This is a genomic window from Acuticoccus yangtzensis, assembly GCF_001927245.1.
Taxonomy (GTDB): domain Bacteria; phylum Pseudomonadota; class Alphaproteobacteria; order Rhizobiales; family Amorphaceae; genus Acuticoccus; species Acuticoccus yangtzensis.
This window is the reverse complement of record NZ_MJUX01000001.1, coordinates 927486-943537: the sequence shown is the minus strand read 5'-3', so window position 1 is coordinate 943537 and position 16052 is coordinate 927486. Positions and strand designations below refer to the sequence as shown.

13 protein-coding genes and 1 tRNA gene are annotated in these 16052 nt (G+C 68.8%); 8 read left to right on the top strand and 6 right to left on the bottom strand.

The features are described from left to right. Positions 1-22: 22 nt before the first annotated feature. The 4 genes from BIX52_RS04145 to BIX52_RS04130 are packed head-to-tail and all read right to left on the bottom strand — an operon-like array spanning position 23 to position 3660. Complete coding sequence (locus tag BIX52_RS04145; RefSeq protein ID WP_083659995.1) at positions 23-784, bottom strand: acetyltransferase domain-containing protein; 762 nt, start codon at positions 782-784, stop codon at positions 23-25. Further along, the gene (locus BIX52_RS04140; RefSeq protein ID WP_075219674.1) at positions 772-1662 is read right to left on the bottom strand and encodes a LysR family transcriptional regulator; all 891 of its coding nucleotides are present in this window, start codon (positions 1660-1662) and stop codon (positions 772-774) included. The genes BIX52_RS04145 and BIX52_RS04140 overlap by 13 nt, the downstream gene beginning before the upstream one ends. Before the next feature lie 39 nt (positions 1663-1701). Continuing rightward, entirely contained in the window at positions 1702-2685 is a 984-nt protein-coding gene (gene trxB, locus BIX52_RS04135) for a thioredoxin-disulfide reductase (RefSeq protein ID WP_075219673.1), read from the bottom strand. A 39-nt stretch (positions 2686-2724) separates the two neighbouring features. Further along, on the bottom strand, positions 2725-3660 hold the full coding sequence (locus tag BIX52_RS04130) for an ELM1/GtrOC1 family putative glycosyltransferase (RefSeq protein WP_075219672.1): 936 nt from the start codon (positions 3658-3660) through the stop codon (positions 2725-2727). Between the two features lie 119 nt (positions 3661-3779). Here BIX52_RS04130 and BIX52_RS04125 point away from each other — a divergent pair, with 119 nt between their 5' ends. After that, on the top strand, positions 3780-4295 hold the full coding sequence (locus BIX52_RS04125; RefSeq protein WP_075219671.1) for an Lrp/AsnC family transcriptional regulator: 516 nt from the start codon (positions 3780-3782) through the stop codon (positions 4293-4295). Between the two features lie 51 nt (positions 4296-4346). On the opposite strand, the gene BIX52_RS04120 is transcribed toward BIX52_RS04125, so the two are convergent. Beyond that, on the bottom strand, positions 4347-6041 hold the full coding sequence (locus BIX52_RS04120) for a PAS domain-containing protein (protein ID WP_075219670.1): 1695 nt from the start codon (positions 6039-6041) through the stop codon (positions 4347-4349). Between the two features lie 277 nt (positions 6042-6318). Here BIX52_RS04120 and BIX52_RS04115 point away from each other — a divergent pair, with 277 nt between their 5' ends. The 3 genes from BIX52_RS04115 (at position 6319) to mprF (ending at position 10179) form a co-directional block, all read left to right on the top strand. Further along, positions 6319-6816 carry a phasin family protein gene (locus BIX52_RS04115; protein ID WP_208990444.1) on the top strand — a complete coding sequence of 166 codons (498 nt, stop codon included), beginning with the start codon at positions 6319-6321 and terminating at the stop codon, positions 6814-6816. 214 nt (positions 6817-7030) lie between these two features. Beyond that, positions 7031-7107: transfer RNA gene (locus tag BIX52_RS04110), tRNA-His, on the top strand. Between the two features lie 315 nt (positions 7108-7422). Further along, positions 7423-10179, top strand: a complete 2757-nt coding sequence (gene mprF, locus BIX52_RS04105; protein WP_075219669.1) for a bifunctional lysylphosphatidylglycerol flippase/synthetase MprF — start codon at positions 7423-7425, stop codon at positions 10177-10179. Here mprF and BIX52_RS04100 read toward each other — a convergent pair. Continuing rightward, positions 10142-11374 (bottom strand): MFS transporter, encoded by a 1233-nt coding sequence (locus BIX52_RS04100; RefSeq protein WP_083659993.1) that lies wholly within the window; start codon positions 11372-11374, stop codon positions 10142-10144. The genes mprF and BIX52_RS04100 overlap by 38 nt on opposite strands. Before the next feature lie 276 nt (positions 11375-11650). On the opposite strand from BIX52_RS04100, the gene BIX52_RS04095 reads away from it, so the two are divergent. From BIX52_RS04095 to BIX52_RS04080, 4 genes are read left to right on the top strand one after another with little or no spacing between them, the layout of a single operon-like run. Further along, positions 11651-12433 carry a DeoR/GlpR family DNA-binding transcription regulator gene (locus BIX52_RS04095; protein WP_075219668.1) on the top strand — a complete coding sequence of 261 codons (783 nt, stop codon included), beginning with the start codon at positions 11651-11653 and terminating at the stop codon, positions 12431-12433. Then, positions 12430-13989, top strand: coding sequence for a sugar ABC transporter ATP-binding protein (locus BIX52_RS04090; protein WP_075219667.1), 1560 nt, complete (start codon positions 12430-12432; stop codon positions 13987-13989). Before BIX52_RS04095 ends, BIX52_RS04090 begins: the two co-directional genes overlap by 4 nt. Beyond that, on the top strand, positions 13986-14981 hold the full coding sequence (locus BIX52_RS04085) for an ABC transporter permease subunit (protein ID WP_075219666.1): 996 nt from the start codon (positions 13986-13988) through the stop codon (positions 14979-14981). Before BIX52_RS04090 ends, BIX52_RS04085 begins: the two co-directional genes overlap by 4 nt. Before the next feature lie 29 nt (positions 14982-15010). Continuing rightward, a complete protein-coding gene (locus BIX52_RS04080; RefSeq protein WP_075219665.1) occupies positions 15011-15958 on the top strand; it encodes an ABC transporter substrate-binding protein in 948 nt (315 codons plus the stop codon). Positions 15959-16052 lie beyond the last annotated feature (94 nt).

Here is a 16052-nt window from a genome sequence, read left to right as displayed (position 1 = left end):
CAACCGGCGATGAACAGGCCGATCAGCCCCGCGTCAGCATCGCGATGGCGAGAAGTGCCCCGAACAACACAGGTTGGTGCAGGAGGTAGATCGGAAAGCTCCACCGCCCCAGCCGCGCGATGAAGCCCCACACCGGCCCCGCATCCGCGGCACGCGGCGTCAAGGTCAAAAGCCGGCCGGTGACGACGCCGAGCAGCGTCGACGCGAACCACGGGAAAATCGGCTCATAGTCGAACGTCACCGGCATCTGCGGGGCGAGGCCAAACGGGTAGCCCCAGGGCGCGGCGAACATCGCATCGCGCCACAGGAAGGGGAGGGCGAAGACCGCCGCCGCCGCCACCGCGGTGACCACCACCGGCGCGCGCACGAAGGGAAGCGCCATGAGGCTGAAGAGAGCGATGGCGTGGAGGATGCCGAAATAGATCGGCACCGGCATCGCGAACGCCGTTCCCAGCGTGACCACCGCCGCGCCCGCCGCAACCCAGGCGAGGCGCCGCAGGAAGGGCCGAAAGCGGATCCCGTCCCGATGCGCCGCCACGAGGCTCACGCCGACGAGGAACAGGAAGGTCGACGCGATGCTCGCCGCGAAGGCGCGCCAGCCGGGCGCGCTCGTCACCGGCCAGTCGACGTAACCGAAATAATAGAGGTCGAACGAGAAGTGGTAGGCGATCATCGCCAGGATGGCGACGCCGCGCGCCGCGTCCAGCCACAACAGGCGCGGACGCGGCGAAACGGGGGCGGAGGCGCTCACCCTGGCGCTCAAGGGGCGGCTCAGTAGCGCCATTCCTCCGCCTTCTGGACGATGAAGTCGCGGAAGGCCTGCACGCGGGCCGACGAGCGCAGCTCCTCGGCATAGACGAAATAAAGGTCGTAGGTCGGCGCCTCTGCGCCGAGGTCGAGCCGCACGAGGTCGCTGTCGTCGTCGATGATGAAGTCGGGCAGCACGCCGATGCCGGCGCCCGCGGCGATGGCATATTTCATCGCCGGCATGTTGGAGATGCGCAGCGCCGCCGGACGCGGATCGTCCGCCGACCGCCCGGCGATCTCCAGCCAGTTGAGTTCGCGCAGGTAGGCCGGCGGGTTGGGGCCGAACGTCACGATGCGGTGGCCCTCCAGCTCGTCCAGCGTGCCGGGCGCGCCATATTTCTGGATGTAGCTCTGCGAGGCGTAGGTGTGGAAATGCACCGTGAACAGGCGCCGCTGGACGAGGTCCGGCTGCGTCGGCTGGCGCCAGCGGATGGCGATGTCCGCCTCCCGCATGCCGATGTCGAGCTCGTTGTCGTCGAAGATCATCAGGAGCTGGACTTCGGGATAGGTCTCCACGAAGTCGGCGATGCGCGAGGACAGCCACGTGGTGCCGAGGCCCATCGTGGTGGTGACGCGCAGGACGCCGCGCGGCCGGTCGCGCGAGTCGACCAGCGCGCCTTCGACGGCCTGAAGCTCGCGGGCGATGCCGCTGGTGGTCCGGAACAGCTTTTCTCCCTGCTCCGTCAGCAGCAGGCCGCGCGCGTGGCGGTGGAAGAGCGCCACGCCGACCTGTTGCTCGAGCGCATGAACCTGACGGCTCACCGCCGACTGGCTGATGCCGAGCTCTTCGCCTGCGTGCGTGAAACTTCCCTTGCGCGCGGCAGAATGGAAGACCCTCAGCTTATCCCAGTCCATCTCGTCTTGCCTTCAGCCCCTTCGGGTCGTGAGCAGCCGTCAGGCTGCGAGTGTTTCAGTCTCGGTCACGGGGTTGGCGGCCAGCCAACGCTCGACCTCCAGCGCGGCCATGCACCCCATACCGGCGGCCGTGACCGCCTGGCGGAAAATCTCGTCGCTCACGTCACCGGCGGCGAACACACCATCCACCGACGTCGCCGTCGAGTCGGGCTTCGTCCACACATAGCCGGACGGGCGGAGCTGAAGCTGTCCAGCGATCAGCTCCGTCGCCGGAGCGTGGCCGATGGCGACGAAAATCCCGTCCACCTTCATCTCGCGCTCGGCGCCGGTCACAGTGTCGCGCAGGCGCGCCCCGGTCACGCCCAGCGGCTGATGCTCGCCCAGCACATCGATCAGCTCGGCATTCCAGATCACATCCACCTTCGGGTGGGCGAAAAGTCGATCCTGCAGGATCTTTTCTGAACGCAAGGTGTCGCGGCGGTGGACCAGGGTCACCTTGTCGGCGTGGTGCGTCAGGTAGAGCGCCTCTTCCACGGCGGTGTTGCCGCCGCCGATCACCAGCACCTCCTTGCCGCGGTAGAAGAAGCCGTCGCACGTGGCGCAGGCCGACACGCCGTAGCCCTTGAACTGCTCCTCGGTCGGCAGGCCCAGCCAGCGCGCCTGTGCGCCGGTCGCCAAAATCACCGCGTCGGCCACATAGGTCTTGCCGCCGTCGCTCTCGAAGCGGAAGGGGCGCTGCGAAAGGTCGGCCGAGGTCAGATAGTCGTACATCATGCGCGTGCCGACATGCTCGGCCTGCTGGCGCATCTGCTCCATCAGCCACGGACCTTGGATGACGTCGGCGAATCCGGGATAATTCTCGACGTCGGTGGTGATGGTCATCTGTCCGCCGGGCTGGATCCCCGCGACCAGCACCGGCTCGAGCATCGCCCGTGCCGCGTAGATCGCTGCGGTATAGCCGGCGGGGCCGGAGCCGATGATCAGGAGCTTCGTCCTGATGATGTTGTTTTCGGATGCACTCATCGTGATCGCCTTTCGCGGACGCGCGTGGCCCTTCTCGCTTTATTTGTATTGCGCTGCAGCATGGAGCAAGCCCAACCTCGGCCGCAACACGTTCGCCACGTCTGCGGCCGCATCTAAAGGAGCATAGGCCCAGGAGGGCAGGTCTCCGTCAAACCACCGCATGGCACCGTACGTGATCAAGCCGTTATGAAACCGCTCGAAACGGCGTTTTCCACGACCGATTCGCCAGGCGTGGATAGGTTTTCCGGTCGTGGCCGCGTCGCTCAGCATCGCCACCGAGTCGGCGGTGACGACGAAGGCGTCGGCAAGCTCCAGGAGACCGGCATAAATGAGCGCGCTGTCCGGCGCGTCCGCGTTCACGATCACGTGTCCGTCGCCGCCGAGGCGCTCCTCCAAGAGCCGCGTTTGCGCCTCGCCGGTCCGGCGCGAGGTGGTCAGAGCCAGGGTGACGTCGTGGCGATGGGCGAGACCGGCCACCGCGTCCGCAAGCCGCGCCGCGTCCACCTCGCCGAACGGCGCGTCCGCCGTCGCCCCGCCGACGATGACGCCGACGACGCCTCCGGGCCGCCGCCGCAGCCTGGGGGCCAGCAGCGCGGCGCCGGACGCGCGGTCCGCCGCCGTCACCGCCGAGGGGGCCGTCAGCGTCTCGATCCGCGGCGGAAGCAGCCGGTCGAACCAGCGCCGGTCGTGGAGGGGGGACCAGATCGCGTCGAAATCACCCGGCCGCCAGAGCACCGGCTGCAGCGCGAGGACGAAAGGACGCACCCCGTCCCGGCGCGCAACGGACCGCGCGGGGGCAAGACTCTGCCGTCCGGCGGCAATGAGACATAAACATTCTGGTGGGATATGAGTTCGAATTGGGAACTCTTGCGCAATTGAAACGCTGTAGGAGAGGGCTAGCCGTTGTGCGATGGCGATGGCCTGGCGTTCGTGACCCCTCTTGCCTCTGGCCGAAATTATGAGGCATTGGGCCACGGCGTGAACGTCCCTTTGTGTAGAAATCTCTTGCGACGGGTCGATTGAAGTCCGCCATCGCGGGCCACGGTCATGACACCCATTCCGCTTGACGAGAAGCGAGCATAAGCGCGACCGCCATGAAAGTCCGCCTAGACGCTGTTGATTGGAAGATCCTTGCGGCCTTGCAGAGCAACGGCCGTATGACCAACGTCGAGCTTGCCCGGCGCGCCGGCATCTCGGCGCCGCCGTGCCTGCGCCGTGTCCGGGCGCTCGAACAGAATGGCATCATCACCGGCTACCGCACGCTGATCGACGAGAAGGAGCTCGGTTATGACCTGACCGCGTTCGCCTTCGTCGGCCTGAAGAACCAGACCGAAGCCGAGCTGTTGAAGTTCGAGGAGCAGCTTCGCGCCTGGCCGATCGTGCGCGATGCGTGGATGGTCTCCGGCGAGGTCGACTTCGTGCTCTTCTGCATCACCGAGACGCTGCGCTCGTTCCAGAATTTCATCATCGAAACGCTGACCTCCGCCGACAACGTGGAGAGCGTGCGCACCTCGCTGACGATCCGCCAATCGAAGTCCGAGCCGCGGGTGCCGATGCCGGGCCACGAGGCCGCGGCCGAGCCCGTCCGCGCCAACCCCGCCGCCGCCTGAGCGGCCTGACGGAGCGCTGCCGCGTCGGCGCGGCAGGCCGCCGCCCCGCCTTCAGCGGAAGAACTGAACCACAGTCGCCTCGCTCGCCTCAGCGTCGATGTCCACCTCCTCGGCGGTGATGGTGATGGTCCCCGACGGGTCGACCGTCACCCTGCATCCCGCCTCCACGGCAAGATCGGCGATCCTGTCCGACTGGGCCACGCGCTCCAGCGCCGGCCGCGTCGTCCCCGGCGCCTCGATGATCGTCGATGCGCCGCAGCGCCGGACCGTCAGAACCGCACTCGGATGCCCGCGCGCCGCCACCGTCAGAAGGACGATCCGAATGAGTTCGGCCTCCTTGGCGCTGGCGATGCCGGGCCGCGCGGCCACCTCGTTGTCGTCCGACACGATGAGAACGGCCGTGTCCTTCACCAGCCGCCGCACCTCGCTCACCGCCCTGTAGAGCGCCGTGCCGCCCGGCTCGCAGGAGGGGGTGGAGGCGAGGGCGGGACCGTCCATTCCGTCGCCGCCCGGAGGAAAGGCGGCTGCCGCGGCGGCAAGGAGGGCCCGCGCGCCGGTTGCGCCCGCGCCGTCTCCGTCCGGAAGCTGCGGCCCGCCCGTCATGCGGCCGCCCGTTCCGCGCGCTGCCGTATCGCCCGGCCTCACTTCCGGCGCGCCTGCGTCGAACTCTGCCCAATCGTGAAGGCCGCCGCCGGGCACCGGGCCCGCGTGCGCCGTGCCCGCGTGCGCCGTTCCCGAGTGCACCGTACCCGCGTGTGCCGTCCCCGCGTGTGCGGTGGGCGCGGTCGCCGCATGGGCGTGGCCGGAGGGGGGCGCGGCATTGGCGGGCGCGGCCGTCATGGGCAGCGCACCCGCACGGTGGGGCGGATGGGCGCTGTCGGCCGCCAGCCGCCGGTGAAACACCAGGCACGCAAGCCGTCCCTGGCGCAGCGCGCCGACGCTGACCGTATAATGGTCATGTCCCGCCCGCACGGGCTTGGTGGTGCGCGCCTGTCCGTCGGCCAGCATGAAGGACAGCTTCATGACGTCGAACAGGTGCTCCAGATCGGCGGCGCCGACACGGTCCTCGAGGCGCACCTTGTCGCCCGCTTCGGCCAGCATCTCGAACGCGCGGTTGCACACCTCGACATGGCCGCCGCGGGTGACGATCGCCACCGGATCCGGATTCGCGTCGAGCACCGGGATCAGCGAATCGGCGCCGATGGTGCGCGGCGAGGGGCGGGCGCGCGCGTCCGTCTCCACCGTCTCGGCTGGGATCGCGGTCAGCAACATGCCCGTTTCGCCGCCCCACTCGATCGTCGCCATCGTCACCTTGGCGCCGAAGACCTGCGCGGCGGCGGTCTTCATCGCCATGACGCCCGGCCGCTCCGGCCCGCCCGGCGCAAACAGCGCGCCGACGCCGCCCGCCGCCTCCAAAATGTTGGCGGACGTATAGCCGAACAGCACCACCGCGGCGCGGTTGATGAAGGCCACCTCGTCGTTGACGATGACGAGACAGGCGACGGGCATCCGCTCGATGAGGCTGCTCGCCTTGGGATCGGGAACGGCGACGTCCAGCATCGAGCCGCGCGGCTTGTCCCACGGGCGCACCAGAACGTCCGATCCGAGGCTGGCGAGAGGGGCCCGCTCGGCTTCGGCCGGAATGTCGCCGGCGAACTGCGCACCGAGCGCCTTGGCGATGTAGCGGAACGCATCGGCCTCCGGCCGCGACATTCTGCCGACATCGATCGGTGCGTCCGACTCCATGTCCTCTCCTTGCGCTATATTCAGCGATCGATTTTGCACGCCCGTTGCTGCCATTGAGTTAACCGGCGTGCAACGCACGGCCTCAGTTAACGGTTAAGCGTAGACGGCATCGGTTACAGAATGGCGCAGCGCTGGCGGCGTTTTCGGCTTTTTGCTGTGCGACCGCAAAAAAAATGTTGCACTGCACAATCGGTGCGCTACATAGGGTTTGGCAGCGGCGAATAGCCAGCGGCCAGGTGGCCGCGGTGCTTCCCGCGATCCCGTTTAGGAGGTCTAAATGTCGATTAACGAAAACATGCCGACCCCGGATACTTTCGCGAACGAGGCGTTCAAGGCTGCCGACAAGGCGACCGATCAGTTCGCGTCCGCCCTTCCGGGGTATGATACCCCCAAAATGGTCCGTGAGATGGCTGAGCAAAGCATCTCCACGGCCCGCCAGATGTACGAAAATGCCCGCAACGCCGCAGAGGAGGCGACTGACATGATGGAAGATACCTACGAGACCGCTCGCAAGTCGTTCACCGAGCTGAACCTGAAGCTGATCGACCAGGCCCAGGCCAACACCGATCGCGTCTTCGCGTTCGCCAAGGAAGTTGCCGGCGCCAAGACCGTTTCGGAGGCCGTCGAGCTGCAGACCAAGTTTGCGCGTGAGCAGTTCGAGGCTTTCGCTTCCCAGGCCCGTGAGATGCAGGAGACCGCCCAGAAGCTGGCCTCCGAGACCACCGGCCCGATGAAGGAAGCCTGGGAGCGGGCGACCCAGAAGTTCAACGCCTGATTTTCCCCAACCTTCGGGAAAACGAACGTCACAAGGCGCGCCGGGCTTCCCGGCGCGCTTTTTCTATGCCATACGCACATCCGTCGCTGACGGGGCCGCCGCCTCGCACGGCGGCCGTGCCTCTTGCACACCCGCTTCATTTTTGGCACATGCCCTCGAGCCCGCCATGGTGATGCTTCCCGTGCGACGGCGCGGACCGTCCAACGGCAAACGTGCCGACATAGCTCAGTTGGTTAGAGCGCTAGATTGTGGATCTAGAGGTCCCTGGTTCGAACCCAGGTGTCGGTACCACCCAATCCCCCCACGCCGGCCTGATCTTGCTCGACCGCGCCGCTTCCTGCCGGTCGCCACAGCCGCCACCCGTGCCGAACTCGCGCGCCAGGCCGGGCCCGGCGGGCTTGCCACACCACCCCCATCCTGCGATTGACCACGGCCATCGCGCCGCGTCCCCTTCAACTGAGGAGGGGACATGCCGATCTGACGCAAACCGCATGGCCGTCCTCGCCAAGCGCATATCCGAAAGTGGGGGAAGACAGGGACTTGAAGCGCATTCGGACCCTTTTCGCTCACCGTGACACAAGCCCGAACGGGCATCGTCCGCGCGCTATGCAGAACCAGGCCACCCCCGCCGCCGCGCTCCAGGCGCATCGCCGCGCCATCCAGCGCATGCGCGCCTTCGTGCGACCCAAACGGGTCTTCCACCCGCGTCGCCTCGCGGCCCTGGGCGCGCTGGTCCTCGCCGGCGCCATCGCCGTCCTGCTGGTCGACATGCTGGAAGGCGTCGCCGCGCGCGACGTCGCCAGCGCCGTCGGCGCCACCAGCGGGCTCATGCTCATCGCCTCGGCCATTGCCAGCGCCGGTTCCTACACCGCCCTCATGGGGTTCGAGTGGCTCGCCGTGCGTCAGGCCGGCGCCGCCGTCCCCCCGCGCCTCGCCGCCTTCACCGGCTTCATCAGCTGGGCCTTTACCTTCGTGCTCGGCTTCGGCGTCATCACCGGTGGCGCCGTGCGCCTGCGCCGCTATGGCCGGGCCGGGCTGTCCGCCGGGCAAACCGTGCGCATCACCCTGTTCGGTGCGGTCTTCTTCTGGCTCGGCATCGCCGCGCTGGCCGGGCTCAGCCTCGTCGCCGCGCCCTCGGTGCTGCAGCCCCTCGTCGGCCTCTCGCCCTCCGCCGCCACCGGCATCGGCCTCGCCGTCACGCTGCTCCTCGCCGTCGTCATCCTGCGCGGCGGACGCTCCGTCACCCTCGGCGGCCAGCGCCTCACCCTGCCGGACGCGCGCACCGGCCTCGCCGTCGCCGGCCTCGGCATCGCCGACACCGGTCTTGCCGCGCTCGGTCTCTGGTGCGTGCTGCCCGCCGGAAGCGACATCGGCTTCCTCCACTTCCTCCCGATCTTCGCCATGGCCACCGTGGCGGGCGTCGTCAGCCACGCCCCCGGCGGCGTCGGCGCGTTCGAGGCGGTGATCCTCATCCTGGTGCCGGGCGCCCCGTCCGAGCTCCTCGCCTCGCTGCTCGTGTTCCGCCTCGTCTACTACGTCGCGCCCTTCGTCATCGGCGCCGTCGCCTTCGCCCTCGCCGAACTCGCCCCCCAGCGCCACCGCCTCAGCACGCTGCCGCGGCTGCTCGGCCCCGTGCTGGCGCCGATGGTCCCGCTCATCCTCTCCGCCGCCGTGTTCGCCGCCGGGCTCGTCCTTCTCGTTGCGGGAGCGCTACCCGGCGCATCGGCCCCCGTGACCGGCGTCCTGCGCGGCCTGCCCATCCCGTTCGTCGAGGCGTCCCACTTCGTCGCCAGCGTGTCCGGCGCCGCACTCCTCATCGTCGGCTCCGGGCTGAAGCGGCAGATGCGCGCGTCCTGGGTCGCCGCCATCGTGCTCCTCGCGGCCGAAACCGTGCTCAGCCTCGCCAAGGGGCTTCACATCGGCGAGGCGCTCATCTGCGTCGCGCTCATCGCCTGCCTCGTCGCCGCGCGCGGTTCGTTCGACCGTGGCGGCAGCGCGCTCCAGGCCGTCTCGCTGCGCCGCCTCGCCGCCATCGCCGCGGCCATCGCCATCGCGCTCGGCGTGGCGCTCGTCTCCGGCGCACCGGCGGACTGGCAGAATGTCACCTGGTGGCAGGTCGCCTTCCAGGCCGACACGCCGCACTTCCTGCGCGCCATCCTCGGCGCCTCGGTGGTCTTCGCACTGCTCGTCCTGTGGCGCACCGTCCACCGCCCGGCCGGTTTCGCCGCCGCCGCGCCGGACGCCGCCACCGTGGCCGCCGGCGTCGCCGACGCGGCCGACCCCTACGCCAACCTCGCCTTCCTCGGCGACAAGTGCTTCCTGTTCGACGAGGACGGCGGCTTCATCATGTATCAGGTGCAGCGCGGCACCTACCTCGCCATGGGCGATCCCGTCGCGCGCGATGCGGCCCAGGCCACCGCCCTCGTCTGGCGCTTCCGGGAGCTTGCGCACAAGGCGGGCGGGGAGCCGGCCTTCTACCAGGTCTCCGCCGCCGCCCTGCCGATCTTCATCGACGCCGGCTTCACCTTCGCCAAGCTCGGCGAGGAGGCGGTGATCGACCTCGCCGCATTCTCCATGCACGGCTCGCGCGCCACGCGCTTCCGCCAGATGATCGCGCGTGCCGAGCGCGCGGGCCTCACCTTCGAGCTGGTCCGCGCCGCCGACGTCGCGCCGCTGCTGCCGTCGCTGAAGCCGATCTCAGAGGACTGGCTCGCCCGCCAGACCGGCCGCGAGAAAGGCTTCTCCCTCGGCTTCTGGGACGAGGACTATCTCGCCCGCTTCGACGTCGCGGTGATCCGCCACGAGGGGGTGCCCGTCGCCTTCGCCAATCTCTGGGCGGGGGCGGGGCACCGCGAGGCGACGATCGACCTGATGCGCTACCGCTCCGACCTGCCGCAGGGGGCGATGGACTATCTCTTCATCGCGCTCATCAATGCGCTGAAGGGGGAGGGGGTGGAGCGCCTCAGCCTGGGCATGGCGCCTCTGTCGGGCCTTGCCGAGCACCGCCTCGCCCCGGCCTGGAGCCGCGTGGGGGCGAGCGTCTATCGCAGCGGCGGCGCCTTCTTCAATTTCAGCGGGCTGCGCGACTACAAGGCCAAGTTCAAGCCGGACTGGCGGCCGCGCTACCTCGCCCACACCGGCGCCCGCTCCGTCGCGCGGGTGATGATCGACGCCACGTTCATCATTTCCCGCGGCCCGCGTGGGGTGGGCGGCGGCGCCACGGCGATGGCCGCCGCCAATCCGGGCGGGGAGGCGATGGCCGCTCTCGCCCCCGTGCTCGAAGACCCGTTCGCCGAGCCGCCCGCCTCGGCGAACTCCGCCGACCCTAGCCCCGCGGTTCCGCCGGCAGCAGCAGCCCGATGACCCCGGCCAGAGGCAGCACCGAGCACACCTCGTAGACGAAGCGGATGCCGTAGGCGTCGGCGAGAAGGCCGAGCGCCGCGGCGCCCAGCCCGCCGATGCCGAACGCGAAGCCGAAGAAGAGGCCGGAAACCAGCCCGACCCGCCCCGGCACCAGATGCTGGGCATAGACGAGGATCGCCGAGAAGGCCGAGGCCAGGATGAACCCGGCCGCCGCCGCCAGCACCGCCGTCCCCGCCAGTCCCGCATGGGGCAGCGCCAGGCTGAACGGCAGAACGCCCAGGATCGACACCACGATCACCGCCTTGCGGCCGATGCGGTCGCCGATCGGCCCGCCCGCGAACGTCCCCGCCGCCACCGCCGCAAGGAACACGAACAGCATCATCTGCGACTGGCCCACCGACAGGGCGAACCTGTCGATGAGGTAGAACGTGAAGTAGCTCTGCAGTGAGGCCAGATAGACGTATTTGGAGATGATGAGCGCGCCCAGCATGGCGATGATTAGCGGCACGCGCGGCGGCACATGCGCCGTCGAAACCGCCTTCTTCGGCCGCGCCGCCGCTCGCCCGTGCTCCGCCTTCGCCCAGCGGCCGACGTTGAACAGCACCGCCATGCCGATCAGCGCCAGCCCCGCGAACCACGCGAGCGACGTCTGCCCGAACGGCAGCACGATGAAGGCCGCCAAGAGCGGCCCCAGCGCCGTGCCCGCATTGCCGCCCACCTGGAACAGCGATTGCGCGAAACCGTAGCGCCCGCCCGAGGCCGTGCGTGCCGTGCGCGAGGAATCCGGGTGGAAGATCGACGATCCGATGCCGATGAAGACCGCACCCATCAGGAGCAGCCCGTAGCTCGCCCCATAGGCGAGGCCAATGAGGCCGAGCCCGCTGGCGGCCATGCCGAGCGTCGCGAGCTGAAACACCGGCCGCTTGTCGGTGGCGATGCCGACGGCCGGTTGCAGCACCGACGCCGTCGCCATGAAGGCGCAGTGCAGGATGCCGATCTCGGTGAAGGTCAGCGCATAATTCTGCTGCAGCAGCGGGTACACCGCGGGGAGCAGCGACTGAAGCGTATCGTTGATGCCGTGGCAGACGCTGAGCGCGAGAAGGACGGCAAGGGTGGTGCGCGGAACGCTGTCGTCGCCCAAGGTCGCGGGGTGAACCGGGGACGAAGTGGCCGCAGCGGGCGTGATGGTGCTCATAGGGGGTGCCTTTCGGCGCCGAGATGTGACACGCCGCCACGCCGCCCGCAATCGCGCCGCGCCCATGCGGCGAGGTGTCAGAGGCCGAGCCTATCGCCGCCCCGGGTCGTTCGCGGCAACCTGAAATCGTCCCGCCCGTTCAACCGCTTACGCTGCGCCTCGCAGGCGCGGTCACGCCGTTCGCACTGCAGAATGATTGAAGTCGATCATTCGGCCTTGCACATGTGAGCGAGTGCGCTAACCTCTTGCTCAAGTCGTGACAAAACGGCGGTAGGGATGAGCGATCTGGAGCGGCAACAGTCCATCGTTGACATGTTGTCATCACAAACATTCGTGTCCGTGCGGGACCTCCAGTCGGTGCTGGGCGTCTCGGCCGCCACCGTGCGCCGCGACATCGACAAGCTCAACGACGCCGGAGTCGCGCGCAAGGTGTATGGCGGTGTCGCCGCGCTTGAGGACAACCTCTGGCGCCGCCCGCCCTCCGCTCTCCCCTTCGTCGAAAACCGCGACCTCGCCGTCGAGCAGAAACGCGCCATCGCCGCCGCCGCCGAAGGACTGGTGCGCGACGGCTCGTCCGTCATCGTCCACGCCGGGTCCACCTGCTTCACGTTCGGCTGCAGGCTGGCGCTCCGCAACGTGCGTGTCTTCACCAACTCTATGCCGCTCGCCGCCTACCTCGCCGAAAACGGCACCTGCCATCTCACCGTCGGCGGCGGCGACATCCACCGCGAGCCCGGCATCCTCTACGACCCCGTTCCCGGCCCCACGCACTATGCCGCCCAATTCTATGTCGGTGCGCTCGGCGTGTCGGGGCAGGGGATCCTCGAGCAGCACCCGCTCCTGGTGCGCTTCGTCAAGGAGATGAGCGAGCGGGCGAACGAGATCATCGTCCTCGTCGACTCGTCCAAGTTCGCCCTCTGCCCGCCGGTCGTCGCGCTGCCACTGTCGCGCATCACCACCCTCGTTACCGACGACGGCATCTCCGCCGCGGACGAGCGTATGGTGCGCGACGCGGGCGTGAACCTCATCGTCGCCGAAACAAGCGCGGGGCCGCAATGACGCCGATCCTCCAGATGCGCGGCATCTCCAAGACCTTCGGCCCCGTGCGCGCCCTGGCGGACGTGTCGCTGGAGGTCGAGCGCGGCGAGGTGCACGCCCTGATGGGCGAGAACGGCGCCGGCAAATCCACGCTGATGAAGATCCTCTCCGGCGCCTACGTGGCCGACAAGGGCGGCGCCATCCTCATCGACGGGCAGGAGATCGCGACCGGCGACCCCAAGCTTGCCAAGGCCGCCGGCATCGCCGTCATCTACCAGGAGCTCGCCCTTTCGCCGAACCTTACGGTGGCGGAAAACATCTTCCTCGGCGCCGAGCCGCGGCGCGGCCCCTTCGTCGACCGCCGCACCATGAACGCCAAGGCCGGCGCTATCCTGAAGGACCGGCTCGGCCTGTCCTTCTCGCCCCAGACCCAACTCGGCCGCCTGTCGCTGGGCGAACGGCAGATGGTGGAGATTGCCCGCGCCCTCTCCACCAACGCGCGCATCATCGTCATGGACGAACCCACCACCGCGCTGACCGAGCGCGAGACGGACAAGCTCTTCGCCGTCATCGCCCAGCTCAAGGCGGACGGGATCGCGATCATCTACATCTCCCACCGCATGGACGAGGTCTACGCGCTCGCCGACCGCTGCACCGTGCTGCGCGACGGCGAACTCGTCGGCACCCTCGCGAAGGACGAGATCACCGCCGAGCGCGTCGTCTCCATGATGGTCGGGCGCGACCTCTCCACCTTCTACAAGAAGGACCACGCCGCCGCCGCCGAACCCGGCGCCGTGGTGCTTCAGGTCGACGGCCTCGGCGACGGCCGCTTCGTGCGCGACTGCTCGTTCACCGTGCGCCATGGCGAGGTGGTGGGCATCGCCGGCCTCGTCGGCTCCGGCCGCACCGAGCTTGCCCGCCTCATCTACGGCGCCGACAAACCCGCCGCCGGCCGCGTGATCCTGAACGGCGAGACGCTTTCCATCGCCACCCCGCGCGACGGTCTCGCCCACGGCATCGCCTACCTCACCGAGGACCGCAAAGGCCTCGGCCTCTTCCTCGACATGACCATCGGCGAGAACGTCAACATCGGCGTTCTGCAGCGCGACGCCAAGGCCGGCGGCCTCATCGACTTCGCCGCCGGAACGCGCCGTGCCGACGGGGCGATGCGCGCCCTTTCCATCCGCGCCCCTCACACCCGGCTCAACACCAGCGCCCTCTCCGGCGGCAACCAGCAGAAGGTGCTCCTGGCGCGGCTTCTGGAACTCGGCCCCCGCGTCGTCATCCTCGACGAGCCGACCCGCGGCGTCGACGTCGGCGCCAAGTCCGAGATCTACCGGCTGATCGACGCCTTGGCGCGCGACGGCATCGCCGTCGTCGTCATCTCGTCCGAGCTGCCGGAGATCGTCGGCGTCGCTGACCGCGTCCTCGTGATGCGCGAGGGGACCATCGCCGGCGAGGTCGCACCCCCGCGCGGCGAGCCGATCCGCCAGGAAGACATCATGGCCTTCTCCACCGGCGCTTCGGGCGTCGGCCGGAGCGGCCGACCGCTGCCCAGCGAAGGAGCACGAGCGTGAGCACCGCGACCAATCAGGCGGCGCCCTCCGCCGCCAACGCCGACCGCAAGCAGCAATTGCGCGTTCTCTTCACCGCGCTCGGCATGCTGCCGGTCCTCATCCTCCTCGGCATCGGCTTCGAGGTCATGTCCGGCAAATTCTTGACGGTCAACAACCTGTCGATCGTCATGCAGCAGGCGTCGATCAACATCGTGCTGGCCGCCGGCATGACCTTCGTCATCCTCACCGGTGGCATCGACCTGTCCGTCGGCTCCGTGCTCGCCGCCTCCGCCATGGTCGCCGTCATCGCCTCGCTGTGGCCCGATATCGGCATGGTCGGCATCCCGCTCGCCCTCGCCATGGGCCTCGCCTGCGGCCTGGTGAACGGCGGGCTCGTCGCCTACCTCGGCCTGCCACCCTTCATCGTCACGCTCGGAACGCTCACCGCCGTGCGCGGCCTCGCCCGGCTCCTCGGCGGCGACACCACCGTCTTCAACTCCGACCTGCCGTTCGAGGCGATCGGCAACGGCTCGCTCTTCGGCGTGCCGTGGCTCGCCATCATCGCGGTCGGCGTCATCGTCCTGTCGTGGGTGATCCTGCGCCGCACCGTGCTCGGCCTGTGGATCTACTCCATCGGCGGCAACATGGAGGCCGCGCGCCTGACCGGCATCAAGGTCAGCCTCGTCCTCCTCTTCGTCTACGCCATGAGCGGTCTCATGGCGGGGCTCGGCGGCGTCATGTCCGCCGCGCGGCTCTACGCGGCCAACGGCCTGCAACTGGGCCAGGCCTACGAACTCGACGCCATCGCCGCCGTCATCCTCGGCGGCACCTCCTTCGTGGGCGGCGTCGGGTCCATCTGGGGCACGCTCATCGGCGCGCTCATCATCGCCGTCCTCTCGAACGGTCTCATCCTGACCGGCGTGTCGGACATCTGGCAGTTCATCATCAAAGGCCTCGTCATCATCGTCGCCGTCGCCCTCGACCGCTACCGGCTCAAGGGCACCCGCGGCTGACGCGGCAACACTTCTGGGAGGAAACAATAATGCGCAAAATCACCACGCTTCTCGCAACCACCGCCATCGCCGGGATGCTCGCCGTAACCGGCGCGTCCGCTCAGGATAAGGAGCTGAAGTCCATCGGCATCTCCGTCGGCCTCCTCGGCAACCCGTTCTTCGTCGCCACAATCAAGGGCATCGAGGACCGCGCCAAGGAGATCAATCCGGACGTGCAGGTGACGTCCGTGTCCGCCGACTACGACCTCAACAAGCAGGTCAGCCAGATCGACAACTTCATCGCCGCCGGCGTCGACATCATCATGCTGAACGCGGTGGACGCCAAGGCCATCGCCCCCGCCGTGAAGCGCGCCCAAAATGCCGGCATCACCGTCGCCGCATTCGACGTGTCCGCGCCCGGCGCTGACGTCACCGTCATGACCGACAACGTCGCCGCCGGTCGCAAGGCCTGCCAGTACATCATCGACCAGATCGGCGAAGAGGGGAACGTGATCATCATCAACGGTCCCGCCTCGTCGTCGATCATCGACCGGGTCGAGGGCTGCAAGGAGGTCTTCTCCGCCCATTCCGGCATCACCGTCCTGTCCGACGACCAGAACGGCCAGGGCTCGCGCGAGGGCGGCCTTGCCGTCATGCAGGGCCTCCTCACCCGCTTCGACGATATCGACGGCGTGTTCGCCATCAACGATCCGACCGCGATCGGCGCCGCGCTCGCCGCCAAGCAGCTCGGCCGCTCGGAGTTCATCATCACCGCCGTGGACGGTGCGCCCGACATCGAGAAGGAGCTGGAAAGCGGCTCCTCGCTCATCAAGGCGTCCGCCTCGCAGGACCCTTACGTGATGGCCGGCCAGGCGCTGAAGATGGGCGTCGACGCCTTCCAGGGTAACAAGGCGGCCGAGGACACCGTCCTCCTCGATCCCGAGCTGATCACCGCCGACAACCTGGAAGAGTACAAGGGCTGGACCGACCCGCGCTGACGCCGAACGGCCCGCGCGCCCCATGGTGGGCGTGCGGCCTTCCTCCCGCCGCCGCGCCGTGTGCGGCGGCGAACCCCTCGATGACCGGACGAAC